This window comes from Micromonospora sp. NPDC047521 (assembly GCF_055587305.1).
Map to the genome: position 1 here is coordinate 502,397 of NZ_JBVJGN010000004.1, position 20,917 is coordinate 523,313.

General features: G+C 72.0%; 19 protein-coding genes and 1 pseudogene. 12 read left to right on the plus strand and 8 right to left on the minus strand.

The window, feature by feature from the left end; all coding sequences use genetic code 11:
- Nucleotides 1-17 precede the first annotated feature (17 nt).
- On the plus strand, nucleotides 18-941 hold the full coding sequence (locus ACZ6N8_RS13000) for an AraC family transcriptional regulator (protein WP_466009757.1): 924 nt from the start codon (nucleotides 18-20) through the stop codon (nucleotides 939-941).
- A 154-nt stretch (nucleotides 942-1,095) separates the two neighbouring features.
- Nucleotides 1,096-3,315, plus strand: coding sequence for a hypothetical protein (locus ACZ6N8_RS13005; RefSeq protein WP_466009758.1), 2,220 nt, complete (start codon nucleotides 1,096-1,098; stop codon nucleotides 3,313-3,315).
- Nucleotides 3,316-3,324: 9 nt separating this feature from the next.
- On the opposite strand, the gene ACZ6N8_RS13010 is transcribed toward ACZ6N8_RS13005, so the two are convergent.
- Nucleotides 3,325-4,080 (minus strand): SDR family oxidoreductase, encoded by a 756-nt coding sequence (locus ACZ6N8_RS13010; RefSeq protein ID WP_466009760.1) that lies wholly within the window; start codon nucleotides 4,078-4,080, stop codon nucleotides 3,325-3,327.
- A gap of 124 nt (nucleotides 4,081-4,204) precedes the next feature.
- Between ACZ6N8_RS13010 and ACZ6N8_RS13015 the strand changes: the two genes are divergently transcribed.
- Nucleotides 4,205-4,858, plus strand: coding sequence for a class I SAM-dependent methyltransferase (locus tag ACZ6N8_RS13015; protein ID WP_466009761.1), 654 nt, complete (start codon nucleotides 4,205-4,207; stop codon nucleotides 4,856-4,858).
- Between the two features lie 404 nt (nucleotides 4,859-5,262).
- Nucleotides 5,263-5,790 (plus strand): annotated as a pseudogene (locus ACZ6N8_RS13020) (ice-binding family protein); the annotation flags it as partial.
- Between the two features lie 55 nt (nucleotides 5,791-5,845).
- Here ACZ6N8_RS13020 and ACZ6N8_RS13025 read toward each other — a convergent pair.
- A complete protein-coding gene (locus ACZ6N8_RS13025; RefSeq protein ID WP_466009846.1) occupies nucleotides 5,846-6,196 on the minus strand; it encodes a hypothetical protein in 351 nt (116 codons plus the stop codon).
- A 71-nt stretch (nucleotides 6,197-6,267) separates the two neighbouring features.
- On the opposite strand from ACZ6N8_RS13025, the gene ACZ6N8_RS13030 reads away from it, so the two are divergent.
- On the plus strand, nucleotides 6,268-6,375 hold the full coding sequence (locus ACZ6N8_RS13030; protein ID WP_357992941.1) for an LPXTG cell wall anchor domain-containing protein: 108 nt from the start codon (nucleotides 6,268-6,270) through the stop codon (nucleotides 6,373-6,375).
- A 98-nt stretch (nucleotides 6,376-6,473) separates the two neighbouring features.
- On the opposite strand, the gene ACZ6N8_RS13035 is transcribed toward ACZ6N8_RS13030, so the two are convergent.
- Nucleotides 6,474-7,013, minus strand: coding sequence for a P-loop NTPase family protein (locus ACZ6N8_RS13035; RefSeq protein ID WP_466009763.1), 540 nt, complete (start codon nucleotides 7,011-7,013; stop codon nucleotides 6,474-6,476).
- Between the two features lie 163 nt (nucleotides 7,014-7,176).
- Between ACZ6N8_RS13035 and ACZ6N8_RS13040 the strand changes: the two genes are divergently transcribed.
- Both ACZ6N8_RS13040 and prfH read left to right on the plus strand, forming a co-directional pair.
- A complete protein-coding gene (locus ACZ6N8_RS13040; RefSeq protein WP_466009765.1) occupies nucleotides 7,177-8,343 on the plus strand; it encodes an RNA ligase RtcB family protein in 1,167 nt (388 codons plus the stop codon).
- Nucleotides 8,340-8,960 carry a peptide chain release factor H gene (prfH, locus tag ACZ6N8_RS13045; RefSeq protein WP_466009767.1) on the plus strand — a complete coding sequence of 207 codons (621 nt, stop codon included), beginning with the start codon at nucleotides 8,340-8,342 and terminating at the stop codon, nucleotides 8,958-8,960. Before ACZ6N8_RS13040 ends, prfH begins: the two co-directional genes overlap by 4 nt.
- Here prfH and ACZ6N8_RS13050 read toward each other — a convergent pair.
- A complete protein-coding gene (locus tag ACZ6N8_RS13050; protein WP_466009768.1) occupies nucleotides 8,951-9,856 on the minus strand; it encodes an alpha/beta fold hydrolase in 906 nt (301 codons plus the stop codon). The genes prfH and ACZ6N8_RS13050 overlap by 10 nt on opposite strands.
- A gap of 198 nt (nucleotides 9,857-10,054) precedes the next feature.
- Here ACZ6N8_RS13050 and ACZ6N8_RS13055 point away from each other — a divergent pair, with 198 nt between their 5' ends.
- From ACZ6N8_RS13055 to ACZ6N8_RS13070, 4 genes are all read left to right on the plus strand, one after another.
- A complete protein-coding gene (locus tag ACZ6N8_RS13055; protein WP_466009770.1) occupies nucleotides 10,055-10,876 on the plus strand; it encodes a PIG-L family deacetylase in 822 nt (273 codons plus the stop codon).
- Between the two features lie 66 nt (nucleotides 10,877-10,942).
- Nucleotides 10,943-12,256 carry a serine hydrolase domain-containing protein gene (locus tag ACZ6N8_RS13060; RefSeq protein ID WP_466009771.1) on the plus strand — a complete coding sequence of 438 codons (1,314 nt, stop codon included), beginning with the start codon at nucleotides 10,943-10,945 and terminating at the stop codon, nucleotides 12,254-12,256.
- A gap of 206 nt (nucleotides 12,257-12,462) precedes the next feature.
- On the plus strand, nucleotides 12,463-15,351 hold the full coding sequence (locus tag ACZ6N8_RS13065; RefSeq protein WP_466009773.1) for a glycosyl hydrolase: 2,889 nt from the start codon (nucleotides 12,463-12,465) through the stop codon (nucleotides 15,349-15,351).
- A 199-nt stretch (nucleotides 15,352-15,550) separates the two neighbouring features.
- Nucleotides 15,551-15,889 (plus strand): DUF6223 family protein, encoded by a 339-nt coding sequence (locus ACZ6N8_RS13070; protein ID WP_466009775.1) that lies wholly within the window; start codon nucleotides 15,551-15,553, stop codon nucleotides 15,887-15,889.
- Nucleotides 15,890-15,907: 18 nt separating this feature from the next.
- Here the strand turns inward: ACZ6N8_RS13070 and ACZ6N8_RS13075 are convergent, their stop codons facing one another.
- Nucleotides 15,908-16,576: a response regulator gene (locus tag ACZ6N8_RS13075; RefSeq protein WP_466009777.1), complete on the minus strand. Its 669-nt coding sequence runs from the start codon at nucleotides 16,574-16,576 to the stop codon at nucleotides 15,908-15,910.
- On the minus strand, nucleotides 16,573-17,715 hold the full coding sequence (locus tag ACZ6N8_RS13080) for a sensor histidine kinase (protein WP_466009779.1): 1,143 nt from the start codon (nucleotides 17,713-17,715) through the stop codon (nucleotides 16,573-16,575). Before ACZ6N8_RS13080 ends, ACZ6N8_RS13075 begins: the two co-directional genes overlap by 4 nt.
- Before the next feature lie 107 nt (nucleotides 17,716-17,822).
- On the opposite strand from ACZ6N8_RS13080, the gene ACZ6N8_RS13085 reads away from it, so the two are divergent.
- Nucleotides 17,823-19,319, plus strand: coding sequence for a hypothetical protein (locus ACZ6N8_RS13085; RefSeq protein ID WP_466009780.1), 1,497 nt, complete (start codon nucleotides 17,823-17,825; stop codon nucleotides 19,317-19,319).
- Nucleotides 19,320-19,401: 82 nt separating this feature from the next.
- Here the strand turns inward: ACZ6N8_RS13085 and ACZ6N8_RS13090 are convergent, their stop codons facing one another.
- Both ACZ6N8_RS13090 and ACZ6N8_RS13095 read right to left on the minus strand, forming a co-directional pair.
- Entirely contained in the window at nucleotides 19,402-20,163 is a 762-nt protein-coding gene (locus ACZ6N8_RS13090; protein ID WP_466009782.1) for a nucleotidyltransferase domain-containing protein, read from the minus strand.
- The gene (locus ACZ6N8_RS13095) at nucleotides 20,160-20,834 is read right to left on the minus strand and encodes a nucleotidyltransferase domain-containing protein (RefSeq protein ID WP_466009784.1); all 675 of its coding nucleotides are present in this window, start codon (nucleotides 20,832-20,834) and stop codon (nucleotides 20,160-20,162) included. The genes ACZ6N8_RS13090 and ACZ6N8_RS13095 overlap by 4 nt, the downstream gene beginning before the upstream one ends.
- Between the last annotated feature and the right edge of the window lie 83 nt (nucleotides 20,835-20,917).

The window sequence follows — 20,917 nt, forward strand, 5'->3', positions numbered from 1 at the left end:
AGCGTCCAGGAGGTGGGGTGGATCCGCTCGAAGAGGTGCTGGCTCTCCTCGGCGCCACGAGTCATGTCTCGGCCGGCCTGGTCGCCGGCGGCCGCTGGGCCGTCGCCTTCGACAGGCCGGCCGGGGCGAAGTTCAACGCCGTGCGTCGCGGCAGGTGTTTCCTGCGAATCGACGGCGACCCCGACCCGGTCAGCCTCGGCGAGGGCGACTGCTTCCTCCTGACCCGACCGGTGGCGTACACGCTCTTCAGCGACCCCGACGCACCGGTCGAGCCGGCGCACACCGTCTTCGCCTCCGCCGTCGCCGGCGTGGCCCACACCGGCGACGGGGACGACGTGTTCCTCGTCGGTGGTGCGTTCACCCTTGGCGACCGGGCCCGCAGCCTCCTGCTGGACAGCCTTCCGCCGGTCATCCACGTACCCGCCGACACCCCGGAGGCCGGCGCCGTCCGGTGGGCCCTCGACGAGATCGACGCCGAACTGCGACGGACACAACTCGGATCGAGGCTCGTCGCCGAGCATCTCGCCCTGGTCCTGCTCATCCGGGTCCTGCGGTTGCACCTCGCCCGTGACCCACAGGCCACAAGCGGCTGGCTGGCCGGTCTCGCCGACCCGGTGGTCGCCCCGGCACTGCGGGCGCTGCACGCCCGGCCCGCGCAACCGTGGACCGTTGACGACCTCGCCCGCGCCGCGATGGTCTCCCGGTCGACGTTGGCGGCCCGCTTCAAGAAGGTGGTGGGCGTCGGCCCACTGGAGTACCTCACGAATTGGCGTATCGAACTGGCGGCCGACCGCATCCGGCGCGGCTCGGACACCGTCGCCACCATCGCCCAGGCCGTCGGATACGGCTCGGAGAGTGCCCTTAGCGTCGCCTTCAAACGCACCACAGGCGTCTCACCGCGCGCCTACCGGCAGGTGGCCCGCTCCGGGCGGTCCGGGTAGCCGACCCGGGCGCGAGCGCGTGCGCAGCCGCCGGCCGGCGGTTGGGGCCGCCCCGGTCGGGTAGAACGCGGAGTTGGTGGCCCGGCCTCGGCGCAAGGACCTGCCCGATGCCGCTCAGGACACGTCGGGGGCGATGTCTGATGGATCAGCGCGGTTGAGCGGGCCGGACGTCCCCGGCGACGTCGTGGAGGTGCGGGTGCACGGCGTCTCCGGCGCCAGCCCCGACCAGGTGCTTGACCTGCGGCAGATCACGCAGGTCGCGGGCGACCGCAGCGGAGGCTTCTACCGGCGACGACCCAGGAGTACGGACACCGGCGCGCACGGGGTGACGCTCGAGGCGTACCGCTGGGGTGACCTGCCGTCCGGGACGGTGACCCGCACCCTGGCGCTTGTCTTCCTGCTGCCGTTCATGCTTGTCAACGTCGCGATCTGGATGCGTCCGGCGGACCCCCGCTCGGAGGCCGTGGTCAAGTCCCTGTGCCGGGTGCTGGCGCTCACCCTCACCGCGCTGTACGTGCTCGCCATCTCCGGCGTCGCCCTGGACCTGGTCGGCTGGACGTGCACGGCCTCGCCCCGCTGCCTGGCCGGCCGCAGCTGGTTGTCCTGGTTGGGCGGGCAACCGGTCGGGCTGCGGCTGGCGGTGCTCGCGCTGCTCCCGGCGGCCGCCATCGGCCTGGTCTGGCGGTTCAGCAACCGGCCGGGACGGGCGTTCGCCGCGTTCCGCGCACCCGACCGGGACGTCTCCGACCTTCCCCTCGGCGCCATCGGTCAGTGGGACGCCGAGCCCCTCGTGGGGCGGCTGCGCTCCATCCACGTCGCCGCCGCGTTCGCGACGCTGGACCTGACGCTGCTGCTCGCCCGGGCCGCGACCGGCGCCACGGCCACCACGATCGGGCTGGCCGTGGCCACCATCGTGGTCCTGGCCGCCTGTGTGGGCCTGCTCTGCACACCGCCGCTGATCGACAGGGGCGCCACCGACCGCCGGCTCGACCGGATCACCTCCGCGCTGCGGACCGTCGCGGTCGTCCTGACCGCCGTCGTCATGGTCCACGCGCTGGCCAGCTCCCAGCCGTGGAGCCACGAGCGCGGGCTTCCCGGCTACGACACGACGCTGGCCGGCGTGTTCGTGGCGCAGACGACGCTGCTGGCCGCCCTCGGCGTGGTGCTGCTGTGGCGCCGCGACCGCGGGCGGGGCGTCACGTCGATGTTCGGGCTGGGGGCCCTCTTCATCGCGGCGACCGGGATCAGTGTCGCGGTGGCGTACTCCGCGGAACTGGTCTACCGGGCGGCGGACTTCCTGGACCGCGACCTGCCGACCGGGGAGGGCATCGCCAGCGGCCCTCCCCCGGCGTACACCTGGGCGATCTTCGGTTTTCTGCGCGCGGTGGCGCTCACGCTCGTCGTCGCGGCCCTGCTCGTGCTCGTCTCCCGACGCGCCCGGCGCCGGGCCGCGGCGGCGATCGTCGCCGACGACTACCCGGATCCGCCGGCGGAGGCGGTGCCCCGACTGCGGCAGGTCCGGGACGCGATCGCCCGCGCCCGGTTCACCGAGAAGCTGGTGCCGCTGGCGGTCGCCTACGGCTGTTTCGCCGGCCTCGGCACGGCCACCACCACCATCGGCCTGCTCGGGCAGTTCCCGAGTGACGTCGTCGAGCGGTTCGCCGGGCTACCGGCCGGCGCTGTCACCTTCGGCATCGCGTTCGGCAGCTGGGCGATCGCGGCGATCATCCTCGGCCTGATCGTCGGGGGTCTCTTCGCGTACCGGACGGTCCCGTTCCGGCGGCACGTGGGCGTCCTGTGGGACCTCGGCACCTTCTGGCCGCGGGCCGCCCACCCGTTCGCGCCGCCCTGCTACTCCGAACGGGCCGTGCCGGAGCTGACCCGGCGCATCACGTACCTCGTGGGTCGCGGGGACGCGGTGCTGCTCACCGGGCACAGTCACGGCTCGGTCCTGCTCGCCGCGACGGTGCTCCAGTTGCCGCCGCACGTCGGCAACCGGGTCGCCCTGCTCACCCACGGGTCGCCGCTGCGACGGCTGTACGCGCGGCTCTTCCCCGCCTACGTCGACGACGCCGCGCTGCGGGAGATCGGCAGGCGGGTCGGCTGGCGCTGGGTGAACCTGTGGCGCGACACGGACCCGGTCGGCGGTTGGATCTTCGCCGCCCACCGGCCGCCGCTCGCGCCCGCCACAGGCGACCCGGCGGACGCGGTGGACCGCCGCCAGCGCGATCCCCGCGACGTGGTGACACCGCTCAGCGACAGCGTGCCGCCGCCGATCGAGGGGCACTGGCCGGGCGAGTCCGACGAGCCGTTCGCCCGGGCGGTGCGGGAGCTGGTGCGGCGCCTGCGCGAGCGGACCGGCCCGCCGCCGTAGCGGACCGGATCACCTGCCGCCGGCCGTCCGGGCCCGCCAGTCGTGCAGACGGGTACCGGCGAGGCGGGCGCCGTCGGCGGGGACGAGCGAGCGTTCGCCCAGCCTCGCGCCGAAATACCGGGCGTCGGGGTCGGTCACCACGGAACGGGGATCGTGTCGTGCGGCGAGGACGGAGCGGCCCAGCTCGTCCATCCGGAACTGTTCCGGCCCCGCGATCTCGACGACGCCGTTCGTCGGCGGCCCCACCACGACCTCGGCCACCGCCGCCGCGACGTCGTCGGCGGCCATCGGCTGGATGAGCACAGGCGCGAGGTGGACGGTGTCGCCGTCCGTGGCGGCGTCGACGATGCCCTGGAGGAACTCGAAGAACTGCGTGGCGTGCACAAGCGAGTACGGGATCGCAGCGGCGGCGATGAGTCTCTCCTGGGCGGCCTTCGCCCGTATGTAGCCGCCGTCGGGGATCCGGTCGGAACCGACGATGGAGAGCGCCACGTAGTGCCCGATCCCCGCCTCCGCCGACGCGGCGAGGAGGGTACGGGTGGACGTCTCGAAGAACTCCAGCACGGCGGCGTCCTCGAAGGACGGCGAGTTCGACACGTCGACCACGACGTCGGCTCCGGCGAGCGCCTGGGCCACGCCGTCGCCGGTCAGCGTGTTCACACCGGTCTTCGGCGACGCCGGCACCGCCTCGTGGCCCTGGGCGCCGAGGAGGTGCACGAGCTTGGAACCGATGAGGCCGCTACCCCCGATGACGACGATCTTCATGGTCGATCCGCTCCCTTTCGACTGGGCCTCCTCCCCCTGACCAGTAAGACGGAAAGCGTGCGCCGATGCGTGACAATCGCCGGAGAACGGTGCGGGGAGTTCACCACCACCACTGGAGGTCGGCATGGCCGCGGTTTCCCACCCCGTGTTCGCCCGGGTCTACGAGCGGCTCAGCGTCGCCATGGACCGCGCCGGTACGGCGGAGCACCGACGGGACCTGGTCGCCGGCCTGTCCGGCCGGGTGATCGAGATCGGTGCGGGCAACGGCCGGATGTTCCCCCACTATCCGCCCGCGGTCACCGAGGTCCTCGCTGTCGAACCGGAGCCACGCCTGCGCGCCGCGGCCCTGCGCGCGGCGTCGACGGCGCTCGTGCCGGTCACTGTCGTCGACGGTCTGGCCGAGGCGCTGCCCGCCCCGGACGGCGGCTTCGACGCGGCTGTGGTCGCGTTGGTGCTGTGCACCGTACCCGATCAGGCGGTCGCGCTCGCCGAGGTCGTTCGGGTGCTGCGCCCCGGCGGTCAACTGCGGTTCTTCGAGCACGTCGCCGCCGACGGGACCGGCCGTCTGCGGCGGGTCCAGCGGCTTGTCGACGCGACGGTGTGGCCGACGCTCTTCGCCGGCTGCCACACGGGCCGCGACACAGTCGCCGCCATCGGGGCACAGGGCTTCGTCATCGAGGAGCTGCTGCGGTTCCGTTTCCCGGCGACCAGCAACAGCCCGTCCTCGCCCTGCGTCCGGGGACGCGCGGTCCTGCCGGCGCCGGCGGGCCCACGCTGAGGACGACCACCTGACGGCTCGGCTGCCACCCCTGGCGCCCGTGCCAGCGGTCCCTACCGCGCGGACGCGAGCCACCCTCCGCCACCGTGCACTGCGGACGATTGTGAAGGCTTCTGTGGAAACGAGCCGAGCATTATCCGTATTGCCCCGTTTTGGCGGTATAAGCCCCCTCGACGTGATGTGGTGGTCAGCGCACTTGTCTGCCATCTACGCCGCTTAACGCGGGACGCGGCTTCTGACGCCTCCCTGCGAGCAGTACCCACGGAGGGTGTTCTGTGACAGCAAAACCCAATCAGCGTCTTCGGCGAAGGCTCCTCCCGGCACTCGCGGCATCCGCGGCCACCGCCGTCGCGGCGAGCCTGCTGCTGTTCAACTCGACGCCGGCGATCGCCCAGGAAGCACCTGTGAACCTGGGGACGGCCGCCAACTTCTCGGTCCTGGCCGGGGCCGAGCCGACGAACACCGGCCCGAGCTTCCTGGCGCAGAGCCTCGGGAGGTTCCCCGGAAACACCGCGTCGGGCTTCGGCACGGCGACCATCGGCGGCGAGGTCCACCTCGGCGACGCGGTCGCCCTCCAGGCCCAGAGCGACCTGACCATCGCCTACAACGACGCCGCCGGCCGGACACCGTTCACCAATCTCCCGGCGGAACTCGGCGGCAACACGCTCAACCCGGGCGTCTACCGGCTCGGGGCCGCGCAGCTCACGGGGGCCCTGACTCTCAACGGTCAGGGCGACCCGGCCGCCGTGTTCATTTTCCAGGTCGACTCCTCGTTGACGACGGCGTCGAACAGCAGTGTCGTCCTCATCAACGGCGCGTCGGCGTGCAACGTGTTCTGGCAGATCGGCAGCTCGGCCACCATCGGCACGGGAACCACATTCGTGGGCACCATCATGGCGCAGGCCGCGATCACCCTGGCCACCGGCGCGACGCTGCAGGGCCGGGCACTGGCGCGCACCGCGGCCGTCACCCTCGACACAAACGTCATCACCGCGCCGATCTGCGCCGGCCCGACCGGCCCGCCCGGACCGTCTGGTCCACCCGGACCCTCTGGTCCTCCCGGACCGTCGGGCCCTCCGGGAAGTCCTGGCGCGCCCGGCAGCCCCGGAGCACCCGGCAGCCCCGGAGCACCCGGCAGCCCCGGAGCACCCGGCAGCCCCGGCGCACCCGGCAGCCCCGGAGCACCCGGCAGCCCTGGCGCGCCCGGAGCACCCGGTAGCCCCGGCGCACCTGGAGCACCCGGTAGCCCCGGCGCACCTGGAGCACCCGGTAGCCCCGGAGCACCCGGAGCACCCGGTAGCCCCGGAGCACCCGGAGCACCCGGTAGCCCCGGAGCACCCGGAGCACCTGGCAGCCCCGGAGCGCCCGGGAGCCCTGGTTTCCCTGGTGGCGATGCGCCGATCCTGCCGGTGACCGGGGACACCCGGGTCGCGGCCATGACCGGCATGGGAAGCGTCATGGTCGTCCTCGGCGGGTTGGCGTTCCTGCTCGCCCGGCGCCGACGCCAGGAGTCCTGAGTGGTGGCCCGGCCGGCGATTCCCGCCGGCCGGGCCGTCCAGGACGGTCCACCATCGGCCCGCTTCCCGTCAGGGATCGGGCCGATGCGCGGTGCGGCCTAGGTGGAGTCCGGTCGGGGCAGGCTGGTCATCCATTCGTCGAGCGCCGCAGGTGAGCCGAACAGCAGCACCTGGGGCACTGACGGATCTGCCTGCCAGGCCCGCATCCGTCGCCTCGCCCGGCCGAACGCGGCGACGTGCCAGATCAGGATCGAGTCGTGCGACAGCACGCTGCCGAGCGACTCACGGTTGCCGTTGCAGATCACCTCGCGCGTCACCAGACGTCGCAGGGTACGGCGCAGCAGCTGCCAGAACGAACGCCACCGCGGGTAGTCCAGGCCGACCACCAGGTCGGCGCGGGCCAACGGTACGTCCCGCCAGCCGTGGTACGCCCCGTCGATGATCCAACGGTCCCGTCGGCAGATCTCCTCGATGCGACTGCGCTGCTGCGCGACGGGCACCTCGACCCAGCCCGGCTGCCACACCAGGTCGTCCACCGGGTACCAGGGCACCGCGAGGTGTTCTGCCAGGCGCGCGGCGAGGGTGGACTTGCCGGCGCCGTACACGCCGTAGACCAGGATGCGTCGCGGTGCGCTCATCGCGGCAGCGTATGTCGCGAGGAAAACTCGCTTGCCGGGTGCTCGCGAATTCCGCGAGAGTGGCACCCATGACGTACTGACGGACACACCCCCGCTCGCGCCCCCGGTGACGACTCCCGGGCCGCGCCGCCGTCCGTCCGTCTCTTCAGAACAGTGAGCACCCTTGTCCCAGGTGTACTCCCGCACGCCCGCCACCGTCACCGTCTTCGCCTCGCCCGCGAGCTGGATCGAGTCCGACGCGCTCGCACAGTGTCAGCAGGTCGCCGCCCTCGACGGCATGGTCCACGTCGCCGCGATGCCGGACCTGCACCCCGGCAAGGGCGCCCCGATCGGCGCCGCCATGGCGTCGACGGTGCTGTACCCGCATCTGGTGGGCTCCGACATCGGCTGCGGCATCGCCGTGTTCCCCATCCGGCTCAGGCGTGCCGTACCCGAACGCCTCGCCACCCGGTTCCCCGACCTCGACCGCGCGCTGGACCCGCGGCGCGACGCCGACGATCCGGCCTGGGCCGTCGTACCGGCGGAGATCCCCGCGGGCCACCTCGACGGCCTGGGTACGGTCGGCCGAGGCAACCACTTCGTCGAACTGGCACGCGTCGACACAGTCCTCGACGCGGGGCACGCGAGCCGTCTCGGGCTCGACACCGGCGCGCTCGCGCTGATCGTCCACAGTGGTTCACGTGGGTTGGGCGAACGGATCCTGCGGGCGCACACCGAGGTCCACGGCGCCGGCCGGGCCGTCGATCCCGAGGCCTACCTGGCGCTGCACGACGCCGCCGTACGGTGGGGCTCGCTCAACCGTCGGGTCCTCGCGGCGCGGGTCGCGTACGCGCTGGGGGCCGAGCCGACCGAACCGATCGTCGACCAGTGCCACAACCTGGTCGAGGTTCGCGACGGGGTCTACCTGCACCGCAAGGGCGCGGCGCCGGGCGACGGCCGGGACGTGCTCATCGCCGGGACGCGGGGCACGGCCTCCTGCCTCGTGGCCGCCCACGCCGGGGCGGACGCCAACCACTCGGTGGCGCACGGTGCGGGTCGCAAGATGTCGCGCGCCGACGCCCTGCGCCGCGGCCGGGCGAAGCACACGGTGGAGGAGCTGCGTCGTACGCCGGTGGGCTCGGTCGTGGTCTGCGGCGACCGGCAGCTGCTGTTCGAGGAGGCGCCGACGGCGTACAAACGCATCGAGCAGGTGATCGCGGACCTCGTCGCGCACGATCTGGCCACGCCGGTGGTCGACACGACGCCCCTGGTGACGTACAAGACGCCGGGCCTCGGGGCGGCGTCCCGCACCGGACGGCGGGACCGGCGGCACGGGCGGGGCCGGTCGTGAGCACGTTCCTCCTGCTGTCCGCCGGTCGTGGCCCGCAGGAGTGCGCCTGGGCGGTGGGCCGACTGCTGCGCCGCCTCACCTGTGACGCGGGCCGTCAGGGGTTGACGGTCCAGCAGGTCCAGGCCGTGCCGGGTGAGCGGCCCGACACCTACCGGTCGGTGCTGATCCGGATCGCCGGTGGCGACGCCGAGGCGTTCGCCGCCTCGTGGACCGGCACCCTGTGCTGGCAGGCACCCAGCCCGTACCGGGCGGGCACCGGCCGGAAGAACTGGTACGTCACGGCGCGGCCGCCCCTCGGTGACGCCCCGCCCACGCCGTTCGCGGAGTCGGACGTCGAGATCGTCGGTTGCCGTACCGGCGGGCCCGGCGGTCAGCACCGGAACAAGGCCAGCACCGCGGTACGGGCGACCCACCGGCCGTCGGGCATCGTCGTGGTGGTGGACACGGAGCGGCAGTTCACCCTGAACCGTCGCATCGCGGTGCGTCTGCTGCGTCAGCGCGTCGAGGAGGGCAACGACGCGGCGCGGCGCGCGGTACGCACCGCCCGCTGGCGAGCGCATGACGAGCTGGTGCGCGGCGACCCGGTCCGCGTGGAACGTCCGAGGGCTCAGCGTTGAGCGCAGACGTCGAGCACCGCTTCGGCGAAGGCGCGGGGTGCCTCCTGGGGCAGGTTGTGCCCGACACCGCCACCGACGGTCCGGTGCTCGTACGGGCCGGCGAACTGCTTGGCGTACACGCCGGGGTCGAGGTGGGGAGCGCCGTTGGCGTCGCCCTCCAGCGAGATGCTGGGCACCGTGATCGCCGGCTTCGCCGCGAGGCGCTTCTCCCACTCGTCGTACCGGGGCTCACCGTCGGCGAGGGCCAGCCGCCACCGGTAGTTGTGGATCACGATGTCGACGTGGTCGGGGTTGTCCAGGGCCGCCGCGCTGCGGTCGAAGGTCGCGTCGTCGAACGCCCACTTCGGTGACGCGGTGTGCCAGATCAACCGGGCGAAGTCGCGCCGGTTCTGGTCGTAGCCCCGCCGGCCGCGCTCGGTGGCGAAGTAGTACTGGTACCACCAGGCGAGTTCGGCCTTCGGCGGTAGCGGCACCGCGCCCGACGCCTGCCCGTCGATCAGGTAACCGCTGACCGAGACCAGACCCCGGCACCGCTCGGGCCACAGCGCGGCCACGACGTCTGCCGTACGCGCACCCCAGTCGAAGCCGGCGAGTGTCGCCGTGTCGATGTCGAGGGCGTCCATGAGGGCGATGAGGTCGAGCCCCATGGCCGCCGGCTCGCCGTTGCGCATGGTGTCGTCGGACCGGAACCGGGTGGTGCCGTAGCCGCGCAGATAGGGGACGACCACCCGGTGGCCGGCGTCGGCGAGCAGCGGCACGACGTCGACGAAGCTGTGGATGTCGTACGGCCAGCCGTGCAGGAGGATCACGGCGTCGCCGTCGGTCGGCCCGGCCTGCACATACCCGACGTTCAGCACCCCGGCGTCGACCTGCCGCACGTCATCGAACGGTGCCATCAGCGCGGTCCCTTCCAGCGACTCTTCCCGGTGTCCGCCTGCGGTTTCGCGGCCTCCGACAAGGTCAGATCGTAGGGCGTCAGAAGGAGCGTATCGGGCGATCCGACAGGATCGGGCTATCGACGACCCGCACCGGTCCTCCCGGGCGCCGTGGCGCGGGTCACCACCGATCCCCGCCGGTCCTCGTAGGCTGACGGCATGGCTGAACGATCCCTGACCCTGATGGCGGTGCACGCCCACCCCGACGACGAGGCGACAAGCACCGGCGGCGTCCTGGCCCGCTACGCGGCTGAGGGGGTCACGACCGTGCTCGTGACCTGCACCGACGGGCGGTGCGGTGACGGTCCGGGCGGGGTCAAGCCCGGCGACCCGGGGCACGACCCGGCGGCCGTCGTGGCGATGCGCCAAGCCGAGCTGGAGGCCAGCTGCGCGGCGCTGAAGGTCACCCACCTGGAAACTCTCGGGTACGCCGACTCCGGGATGATGGGGTGGCCGACCAACGACCTCCCCGGCGCGTTCTGGACCACTCCGGTGGACGAGGCGGCGGACCGGTTGGCGGAGCTGATCCGGCGGTACCGCCCGGACGTCGTGGTCACCTACGACGAGAACGGCTTCTACGGCCACCCGGACCACATCCAGGCCCACCGGATCACGATGGCGGCCGTCGCGAAGACCGACATCCCCGCGAAGGTGTACTGGACCACCGTGCCGCGTACGGCGTTCGCGGAATTCGGCAAGATCATGCAGGAGATGGGCGTCGAGTGGGCCGAGCCGGACGAGTCACAGCCGCAGCTGGGCCTGCCCGACGAGGAGATCTCCACCTGGGTGGACACCAGGGCGTACGGCGGGCAGAAGTTCGACGCCCTGGCCACGCACGCCAGCCAGACCGAGAACATCTTCTTCCTCCAGCTGGGCCGGGACCGGTTCACCGAGCTGATGGGCATGGAGACGTTCGTCCGGGTGCGGGACACCACCGACACGCCACTACCGGAGGACGACCTGTTCGCCGGTCTCCGCTGACCTCGTCCGGCAGTCGTGGCGTGTCGACAGCTGTCGACACGCCCGGCCGGCTGGCATGATCCACCCGTGCGCCTCAATCGTCGTTCGCTGCTCGGTCTCGGCCTGACCGCCGCCGCGGCACTCACCGGTCGCCAGGCGACCCACCCGGCGGAACAGACGGGTGCTCGGCAGGCCGCGTCCGTGGCCGTCGGTCGTGGCGGTGCCACCATTCCCCTGGGCCCTGTGGCGACAACGCTCGGCAAACGGCTGACCCGCCTACTCACCGAACACCTGGAACCCACAGCCGACAATCCCGCGCACCCGTCGTACGCGGGCGCGGTGGCGCTGGTCAGCACGGACGGGCAGACGAGCGCGCGGGTCACCGTGGGTGAGGCCCTGCGTTTCGACGCGGGACCGGTGCTCCTGCCGGCGGCGCAGCGTGTCCAGATGCGTCCAGACTCGATCTTCGACCTGGCGTCGATCACCAAGGTCTACACCGCGATCCTCGTGCTGCAGCAGGTGGAGAGGGGTCGCCTCGACCTGGACGCGCCTGTGGTGCGCTATCTGCCGGACTTCACAGGCACCGGCAAGTCGGCGGTCACCGTGGCGATGCTGCTGGCGCACACGAGCGGCCTGCCGGTCGGCGCCAGCGGCACCGGCTCGGGCACCCTGGACGCGAGGTGGAGGGCGGTGCTCGCCACTCCGCTGGTCGCGGGCACCGTGCCGGGGAGCGTGTTCCGGTACTCGAGCGTCGGTCTGATGGTCGCCGGAAAGCTCGTCGAGAAGGTCACCGGCCAGACGCTCGACCAGGCACTGAAGACAAACCTGACCGACCCGCTCGGTCTACTGTGGACCGGCTTCACCCCGAACACCTGGATCAGCAGCGCCGAACGCGCGGCCCGGATGGTCGCCACCGACGCCCGATCCTCGCGTGGACTGCTGCGCGGGGTCGTCCACGACGACGTCGCCAACCACCTCGGCGGCGTCGCCGGGCACGCGGGCGTCTTCAGCACCGCGCAGGAGGTCGCCGTCATCGGTCGGCTCCTGCTCGACGGCGGCGTGTACGGCGGGCAACGGGTCCTGGCCGAGAGCACCGTACGGCTGATGCTGACCAACGCCAACGCCGGCCTGCCCGCGGTCGACGCCGAGCGTCCGGGTCGCACCAGCGACCACGGCCTCGGCGTGGTGCTCAACCAGCCCTGGTTCATGGGCCGGATCAGCCGTCCGACCACCTTCGGGCACACCGGCTTCACAGGCACCTCCCTGGTCGTCGACCCCGACCGCCGGCTCGTGCTCGTCCTTCTCACCAACCGGGCCCACCCCAACTGGAGTTGGGCGGACCCGGACCCGGTCCGGGTCGCCGTGGCGAACGAGTGGGCCCGCTGGTACGACCTGAGCTGACGGCCGCGCGTGCGGCCCGGGGTCGGGTCGGTCCCGCCGGCGGCAAATCGCGACATCCGCACGCAACCAGCCGGACACATTGACGAGATTCTCGGCGTTCGATTACCGTGCCCGGTGAGAGAGCGCTCTCTCAGCAGACCTTCTCCTCAATTAAGACGAAGGCGTCGGGCCGGCCCCCACCGGCACCGACGCGCGATGGAGGCACCATGAAACCTCCCGTCCCCCACCGCCGATGGATCCTGGCCGTCACGACAGCCCTGGCGCTGGTCGTCGGCGGCCTGGCCATCCCCGTCACCGGCCCCGCGGCGGCCGCACCCGTCGGCGCCGGCAGCTACACCACCACCCCGGTCGGGCCGCTGCCCACGGGGTGCGGACCGATGTCCACAAACCCCCGGCAGTTCGTCACCGCCAACGCCCCCGCCGGCGCGGTACCCACAAACGACTGGTGGTCCTCGCTGCTGTTCAAACGCACCGACTGCTCCTTCAGCGAGCCCCTGCACGCCCACCCGATCTCGTACGACACCTACACCGACGGCCTCGGCTTCTCCGCCAACTCCACACCCGCCATCAGCGGCACCGCGACCGGCGTCGGTGAATTCCACTACCCGTACGTCCAGGACATCCGGGTCGGCGTGGCCGGCCTCGGCGCACCAGTGGTCAAGGTCGACGGCTGGACCGACTGGACCGTCAGCCCGTACTGGAGTGACGGCACGCGCACCATGCGCGCCACCATCGGCCACGGGCTGCCCTTCGCGTACTTCCAGACCACCGGCGGGAACGCGCAGATCAGCACCGCCGGCACCCCCGAGGTCTGGTCCAACAGTGGCGCGACAATCGGCTTCCGGGTCAACGGCCACGACTACGTCGGGTACGCCCCCAGCGGCGCGAGCTGGACCGTGGCGTCCGGCCGGATCACGTCCACCCTGGCCGGCCGGGGTTACTTCTCCGTCGCTCTCCTGCCGCCGACGTCGAGCGCGACCGAACGCGCCGACCTGGCCGCCACCTACGGCCGGTACGCGCACGCCCACGTCACCGGCACCCAGGTGTCGTACGCCTACAACCCGGCGGCCAGCGGCCTGACCACCACGTACGCGTTCACCACCACCGCCCGGGAGGGCACCGCGACGCAGACGGTGGTCAGCCTCTACCCGCACCAGTGGAAGTCGCTGAGCGGGTCAACCGCGATCACGCCCACCTACCCGTCGGCGCGCGGCCGGATGAAGGTGCTCACAGGCGTCAACCAGTTCCGTACCGCCATGAAGTACCAGGGTGTCCTGCCGGAGCTGCCCGCCGTCGGCGACGGCAGCGGAAGCGACCTGGCGACGCTCACCAGCCAACTGGCCGCCGTGCGCGCAAACCCGATGGACCAGCGCGGCGGCGACACGTACTGGACCGGCAAGGGCCTCGGCCGGGCCGCGCGGATCGCCGAGATCGCCGACCTGGTCAACGACACCACGACGCGTGACAGCGCGCTGAACGCCATCCGCAGCACGCTCACCGACTGGTTCACCGCCTCCAGCGGCAAGACCAGCCGGGTCTTCTACTACGACAACAACTGGGGCACCCTGATCGGCTACCCGGCGTCGTACGGCTCCGACCAGGAACTCAACGACCACCACTTCCACTACGGCTACTACATCGCCGCCGCCGCGACACTTGCCAAGTTCGACCCGTCGTGGGCCAGCACCAGTCGCTACGGCGGCATGGTGGACCTGCTGATCCGCGACGCCAACAACTACCGGCGCGACGACACCCGCTTTCCCTACCTGCGGGACTTCGACATCTACGCCGGGCACGACTGGGCGTCCGGGCACGGCTCGTTCGGCTCGGGCAACAACCAGGAGTCCTCGTCCGAGGGGATGAACTTCGCCAACGCCCTGATCCAGTGGGGGCAGGTCACCGGCAACACGGCCGTCCGTGACGCGGGTGTCTTCCTCTACACCACGCAGGCCGCCGCCATCCAGGAGTACTGGTTCGACGTCAGCGACCAGAACTTCCCCGCCGCCTTCGGGCACTCCACGGTCGGCATGGTGTGGGGCGACGGCGGCGCGTACGCCACCTGGTTCAGCGCCGACCCGGAGATGATCCAGGGCATCAACCTGCTGCCCGTCACCGGCGGACACCTCTACCTCGGCAACAACCCGGCGTACGTGCGCACCAACTACGCCGAACTGGTCCGCAACAACGGCGGACAACCAACGGTGTGGCAGGACATCCTCTGGCAGTTCCAGGCGCTCGGCGATCCCGACGCGGCACTGGCGAACCTGCGGGCGAACCCCGGCTACACCCCGGAGGAGGGCGAGAGCAGGGCGCACACCTTCCACTGGATCCGCAACCTCGCGGCGCTGGGCACAGTCGACACGACGGTCACCGGCAACCACCCGCTGTCGGCGGTCTTCTCGCGCAACGGGGCGCGTACCTACGTGGCATCGAACCCGACCGCGTCACCTGTCACTGTGACGTTCTCCAACGGCACCACGCTCACCGTGGGCGCCGGCAGGACGGCCACCACCGGGGCGTACACCTGGAGTGGCGGCAACGCGGCCGGCGGCGTGTCCCCGACGCCCACCGATCCCCCGCCGACGACTCCGCCACCGACCACGCCGCCGCCGACGACTCCGCCGCCGACGGGCAGCCCGACGCGGTACCTGCTGCCCGGTGGCGGTCTGGGCGCCGCCGGTGGCGCGGCCACGACCACTGTCGCGGCCGCCAACGGAAACCACGACGGTACGCCGACGAACGCCCAGGTGTTCACGGCGACCGGGCTCACCCTCGCCTACTCGGGCGCGCAGACCGCGTTCGACCTGTTCGTCGATGCCGGTACGGCGGTCGGCAACGGCGTGCAGGTGCGGGTCTCCTACGACCTGACCGGCAACGGCAGTTGGGAACGGGTCGAGACGTGGCGGTACTTCGCCACCGACCCGGTCTCCGGCTACGAGCACTACACCCAGGCCGCCGGCCTCGCCTCGGCCACCGGAACGTTCGGCGCGCTGAGCAACGGCACGGTGCGGGTGGAGGTCTGGTCGGCGATCGGCAGCAACCCCAGCACTGTGGGCATCGGCAACCAGTCGGTGCTGCGGCTCCCGTACTCCTGAGCGTCGCGTCAGCGCCGCCGCCTGTCGGTTCTTCGGCAGGCGGCGGCGTTGGCGTGTGCGGGCCGCAACCGGGGTGGTGCGTCGTGTCGCGTCAGTACACCCGTGGTGGTAGGCCCATCGACAACTCCGGCCTGACGACCGGTGCCCCTGCGGCTCCATACGCTGCAACGGCATCCGCCCGTGAGCGAAGGGAACCGCCATGTACGACACTCACCTGCTCGCCGCCAGCGTCACCACGATGAGCGCCGGTCGGCTCGGCGCCTCCGTGGCCGCTGTGCTGGGGTTGATCGGCGTGGTGATCGGAGGGCTCGCGTTGGCCCGCCCCGCCACCGGTGCCGCAAACGCGCGACTCCGACCGGCCGTGGCCGTGACGGCCGGGCTGATCGGTGTCGTCCTCGGCGGCGTCGTCGTGGCCACCTCCGACAGTGGCATCGGCACCGGCAACGGACGTGGCGGCGCCTACGTGGCTCTGGTGGTCGGCCTGGTCAGCATCGTTCTCGGCGGGTTGGCGCTGGCCCGCTCCCGGCGTGCCGGCTGAGCGGGACCGGCGCCCGGGTCACGGGCGGTCGCGGGCGAGCCATCCGGGGACCGTCAGACCGGACTCGTAGGCGAGGATGACCAACTGGGCCCGGTCCCGGACCCCCGCCTTGGTCATGATCCGGCTGACGTGCGTCTTGGCGGTGGCCGGGCTCAGCACCAGTCGCGCCGCGATCTCGTCGTTGGACAGGCCGGCCGCGACAAGCGCCATGACCTCGCGTTCCCGGTCGGTGAGCGCGTTCAGCCGTGGGCCCGGGTCCGGGTGCCGGGCCCGGGCGGCGAACTCGGAGATCAGCCGGCGCGTGATCGACGGCGCGATCAGCGCGTCACCACGGGCCACCACCCGCACGCCGTGGATCAGCTCCGCCGGCTCGGTGTCCTTGACCAGGAAACCGCTGGCGCCCGCCCGCAGCGCGCCGTAGACGTAGTCGTCCAGGTCGAACGTGGTCAGGATGATCACCCGGATCTCGGAGTGCGCGGTGATCTCGCGGGTCGCCGCCAGGCCGTCCAGCCCGGGCATCCGGATGTCCATCAGGACGACGTCCGGCCGCGACAGGCGGGCGAGACGCACCGCCTCGGCACCGTCGGCGGCCTCACCGACCACCTCGATGCCGTCCTCACCCTCCAGGATGGACCGGAAGCCGGCACGGACCAGGGTCTGGTCGTCGGCGAGCAGCACCCGGATCACGCCGACGCCCCCGCCGGCACGTCGCCTGGTCCCAGCGGAAGGCGGGCCCGCACCCGGAAACCGCCGTCCGGCCCCGGACGCGCGGTGAGCGAACCGCCGAGCGACCGCGCGCGCTCACCCATGCCGATGATCCCGTTGCCGGTCGGCCCGGGCGACCCGGTGCCGTCGTCGTCGACCTCGACCAGCACGTCGTCCCCCTCGGGCCGCACCCGGACCACGGCGGCGGTCGCGCCTGCGTGCCGGGCCACGTTGGTGAGCGCTTCCTGGACGATCCGGTACACCGCCAGGTCGACCTCCGGCGGCAACGGTCGGGTCTCGGTCACGTCGACACGGATCGCCAACCCGGACCCTCCGGCCACGTGCACCAGCTCGTCGAGACGGTTCAGGCCGGGTGCCGCGGCGGGTGTCCCGCTCTCCTGCCGCAGGACGTCCAACGTCGCGCGCAACTCGCGAAGCGTGTCCCTGCTCGTCTGCTTGATCGCGGTGAGGGCCTGCACGGACCGGGTGGGATCCGGGCGGTGCAGCGCGGCGCTGGCCTGCACGTTGATCAGCGAGAGGTGGTGGCCGAGCGCGTCGTGCAGTTCACGGGCGATGCGCAAGCGTTCCTCGGTGGCCCGCCGACGGGCCTCCTCCCGCATGGTCTGCTCCGCTTCGAGCACCCGGGCCCGCGCCTCCGCGACGTACGCCCGCCGGTTGCGGGTCACGCCGACGATGACCGCGACGAGCCAGCCGGCGTGCAGCAGCGTCGCACCGTTGGAGTCGGGCCCGACACGGTTGCCGCCGTCCGCCACGGCGAAGGCGACCACCGAGGCGACCCCGAGCCCGATCGCCACCGCGAGGTGACCCTCGTCGACGACCGTGTAGAGCGCCACCACGAAGACCAGCATGATCGGTCCCGGCCGGTGCAGCAGTGCCCCGTACGCGCCGACGGCCACCAGCGCCACCACGCCCACCCACACCGGGTGACGGCGGCGCACGTACAGCGCCCCGGAGGACGCCAGCACCACCAGCAGGGCCGCCCGGTCGGCGGTGGTGTCGACGCCCTCGGACTGCACCACGAGGCCGACGAGCGCGACCAGGCCGACCACGAACACCACTGACACGTTCGTCGCCCGGCCCTGCCATGGCCAGCTGGACATAGGCCGAAGCCTACGTCCAGCAAGGACGGTCCGTCGTCCCGACGCCCCCCACGCACGGGTCACAGCGGCTAGGATCTCCCCCGTTCATCAACGGGGGAGGAACATCAGTGAGTCGTTCACGTCTGCTGCGGGTCGCCGCGTGGTTCGGCGCCTGCGCCATCGGGGTGCTCGGCGCCAACGCCGTGGCGCCGCCGTCCGCGGTCGCGCTGCCCAAGGGCACGCAGCTCAACCTCGACCACACCGCGCTGGTGCCCGGCTCGATCGGCAAGACCCAGTCCGTCTACCTCTACAACTACGACACCGACTTCACGCTCAACGACGTCACGGTCACCATCGACACCGCGAAGCTCGCCGGTGTCGCCACGGCCGCGCTCACGTTCGAGGGCTCCGGCCCGTGCAAGCAGTCGGGCACCACGATCACCTGCACGTTCGACACGCTCGCATCGGAGAACCTGTTCGCGGGCATCACCACGCTCACCTTCCGGCCGCTGGCGGCGGCGAAGGTCGGCGACGAGGGTGAGGTGAGCGTCAAGGTGGCCAGCCGCGACCAGACGTACACCAGGACGTCGACGGTGACCGTCAGCGAGAAGGTCGCCCTGGAGGTCGGGCCGATCATCAGCAAGAAGGCCCGGCCTGGTGACGTCTTCACCAACCCGCTCACGGTGCGCAACACCGGGGACAACGCGATCACCGGCGTCGACATGTTCTTCTACTACGAGGCCATGTTCACCGTGCCGAAGCGCTACGACAACTGCGAGTACGGCAGCTTCGCCGCGTACTGCCACTTCGACGCGACGCTGGCCCCCGGTCAGGAGTACCGGCTGTCCGAGGATCTGCCGTTGCAGCTTCGGCCGCAGGTGCCGGCGCCGGGTGTCGCCGGGGCCGGGTTCACCTGGTCGACTCCGGTCGACGGGCGGGACAACCTCGACATGGTCCGGGCCACCAAGCCGACCCGTGGCACGCAGGGCACCCTCGGTCTGGTCCGCAAGACCGACGGTCTGCGCGCACAGGGCGCCCAGACCGAGGATTCGGTCTTCCTGGACTCGCAGCACGTGATCCTCACGGTCGAGGGCACCAACCGTTCCGACGTGAGCGCCGTCGGTGGGCAGGTCCGCGCCAGTGTCGGCGCCACGGTCACCGCGAAGGTTGGTGTCAAGAACCTCGGTCCCGCGTACGCCTCCGGGATCAGCGAGCCGGCCGCGACAGTGACCGTCGTACCGCCGAAGGGCACCACCGTCACGGCGGTGCCGGACGGCTGCGCGAAGGCGGACGCCGGCTACGTGTGCCGGACGGCCGTCCACCCGCTCGACGTGGGTGAGGCAGTCACCTGGAACTTCGGGCTGCGGATCGACACCGCCGGGGAGCTGACCGGCACCGTCACGGCGAAGTCCTCGACCCCTGACGTCACGTCCGACAACGACGTCGCCGCACTTGTCGTCAACCCTGCCGGCGGCGGCACCGGTGGCGGAGACGCCGGCGACGGCCCGTCGCTGCCGATCACCGGTCAGTCCGGCCTGGCGCTGGGCGGCGGGGTCGCCCTGCTGGCCGCGGGCGCCGTCCTGTTCCTGACGGGGCGCCGCCGCCGTACCCGCTTCGTCTCCTGACCCGGCGACGCCGCCGGTAGGACAACCGCACAAGCCCCGGTCGGACACGTCCCGACCGGGGCTTGTGCGTGTCCGGCGGACGCTAGTTCGCAGGTATGCCGCCCAGTCGGGTACGGACCACCAGCTCGTGCAGCGCGGTCACGGCCGCTGGGTCGGCGTGGTCGGGCAGCGTCGAGGCGTCCCGGGCCGCCTCCAGTTCGGCGTGGAGTCGGGGTACGTCGACGGCGAGTCGTTGCGCGGCGCCCTCCGGAAGCGGCCCGTGCTCGGCCTCCCGCTTGGCGGCGATCAGGTCTGGCACGTACGCCAGGTGTGCCCCGAGCACGCCGAGGTCCGTCTCCAGGCGGCCGGTGCGCATCAGGTGGATTCCGGTGAGCAGGACCCGCAGCGTGTACAGCGCGGGCTTGAGCTGCCCGGTCCTGGTGTACAGCTTCATCTGCCCGGCCGCGAACCCGAGGTAGTGGTGCGCGTGGTGACGGGTGATCAGGCGCGGGGCCAGGGACGTGAGTTCGGCGTGCACCGGCGTGGTCACGACCACCAGAGGGGACAGCACCTGCTCCAGGACGTACCCGTTGCGACTGTTCAGGAGGCTGGCGAACTTCAGCAGGTCGTGACTGACCACGTCCAGCTCCACGGCGTCACGTACGCCGGTGTGCTGCAACGTCTGCGGCCCGGTGCGCAGGCCGACGACCTCCTCGGGCGCCAGCAGGTGCGCGGCCCGCAGGTCCAGATCAGAGTCGACGGATGCGAACCCGTACAGGTGCGCCCCGCTGACCGTGGCGAACAGCAGGGGGCGGGGCAGCGCGCGGGCGGCCTGCGCGGCCCACGACGGCACGTCGAGGGTCACCGTAGATTCCCCTCTCGTACGGCGGTGAGCAACCGGTCCACGGCCTCCCGGTCGGCTTGTTCCGGCAGGACGCTGTCGGCGGCCGCTTCGGACAGCTCGGCGAGCAGACCGGCGGCCCACGCGGTGATCGTCGGCCAGGGCAGGTCGCCCCGCCGTACCGCCAGCAGCCTGTCGCGCAGGCGTCGCACGTCGACCAGGATCTCCCCGGTCCGCAGCGCGTGCGCTCCGGCGACCAGCAGCCGGATCATGTGCATGGCCTGCTTGTGATTGGTCTGCCCGGTGCGCTCCCGGCGTGCGGCCACCCGGTCGAGCTGGTCCCGGGCGTACCTGCCGTACGTCTGGGCGAGTCGCTGCGACAGGAACGCCTGCCGCTGCGCGAGCAGCTGTCGTCCGTCCGCGCCGACGGACTCGACGAGCGGAGACCAGAGCACCTCCAGGACTGTCGGGTTGCCCTGCAACGCCAGCACGCAGAAGCGCTCGATCTCCCAGGAGAACTGTTCGGTCGCTGGCCCGTCGAGGTGGGTGGGCGGCTTGTCCAGATGCCAGAACGCCCGGGTCGGTGCGACGTAGACGCCGCGCCGGTCGACGTCCGATTCCGGGCCGTCCAGGCCGTACGCCCGCGAACCGACAACGACGGAGAGGACGGTGTGCCGCTCCACAAGATCCATCACGTCCGGTGACACTACGCAACGGCAGTCTGTCTCGCGTGGGCATTTCCCCCGGACCGGATCGACGCCGCGCCCGTCATCGATCA

Excerpts from the sequence above, each read along its gene's own strand:
- ACZ6N8_RS13010 (WP_466009760.1), bottom strand. The coding sequence starts at position 4,080 with ATGAAGATCGTCGTCATCGGGGGTAGCGGCCTCATCGGTTCCAAGCTC.
- ACZ6N8_RS13015 (WP_466009761.1), top strand. The coding sequence starts at position 4,205 with ATGGCCGCGGTTTCCCACCCCGTGTTCGCCCGGGTCTACGAGCGGCTC.
- ACZ6N8_RS13035 (WP_466009763.1), bottom strand. The coding sequence starts at position 7,013 with ATGAGCGCACCGCGACGCATCCTGGTCTACGGCGTGTACGGCGCCGGC.
- ACZ6N8_RS13050 (WP_466009768.1), bottom strand. The coding sequence starts at position 9,856 with ATGGCACCGTTCGATGACGTGCGGCAGGTCGACGCCGGGGTGCTGAAC.
- ACZ6N8_RS13055 (WP_466009770.1), top strand. The coding sequence starts at position 10,055 with ATGGCTGAACGATCCCTGACCCTGATGGCGGTGCACGCCCACCCCGAC.
- ACZ6N8_RS13065 (WP_466009773.1), top strand. The coding sequence starts at position 12,463 with ATGAAACCTCCCGTCCCCCACCGCCGATGGATCCTGGCCGTCACGACA.
- ACZ6N8_RS13070 (WP_466009775.1), top strand. The coding sequence starts at position 15,551 with ATGTACGACACTCACCTGCTCGCCGCCAGCGTCACCACGATGAGCGCC.
- ACZ6N8_RS13080 (WP_466009779.1), bottom strand. The coding sequence starts at position 17,715 with ATGTCCAGCTGGCCATGGCAGGGCCGGGCGACGAACGTGTCAGTGGTG.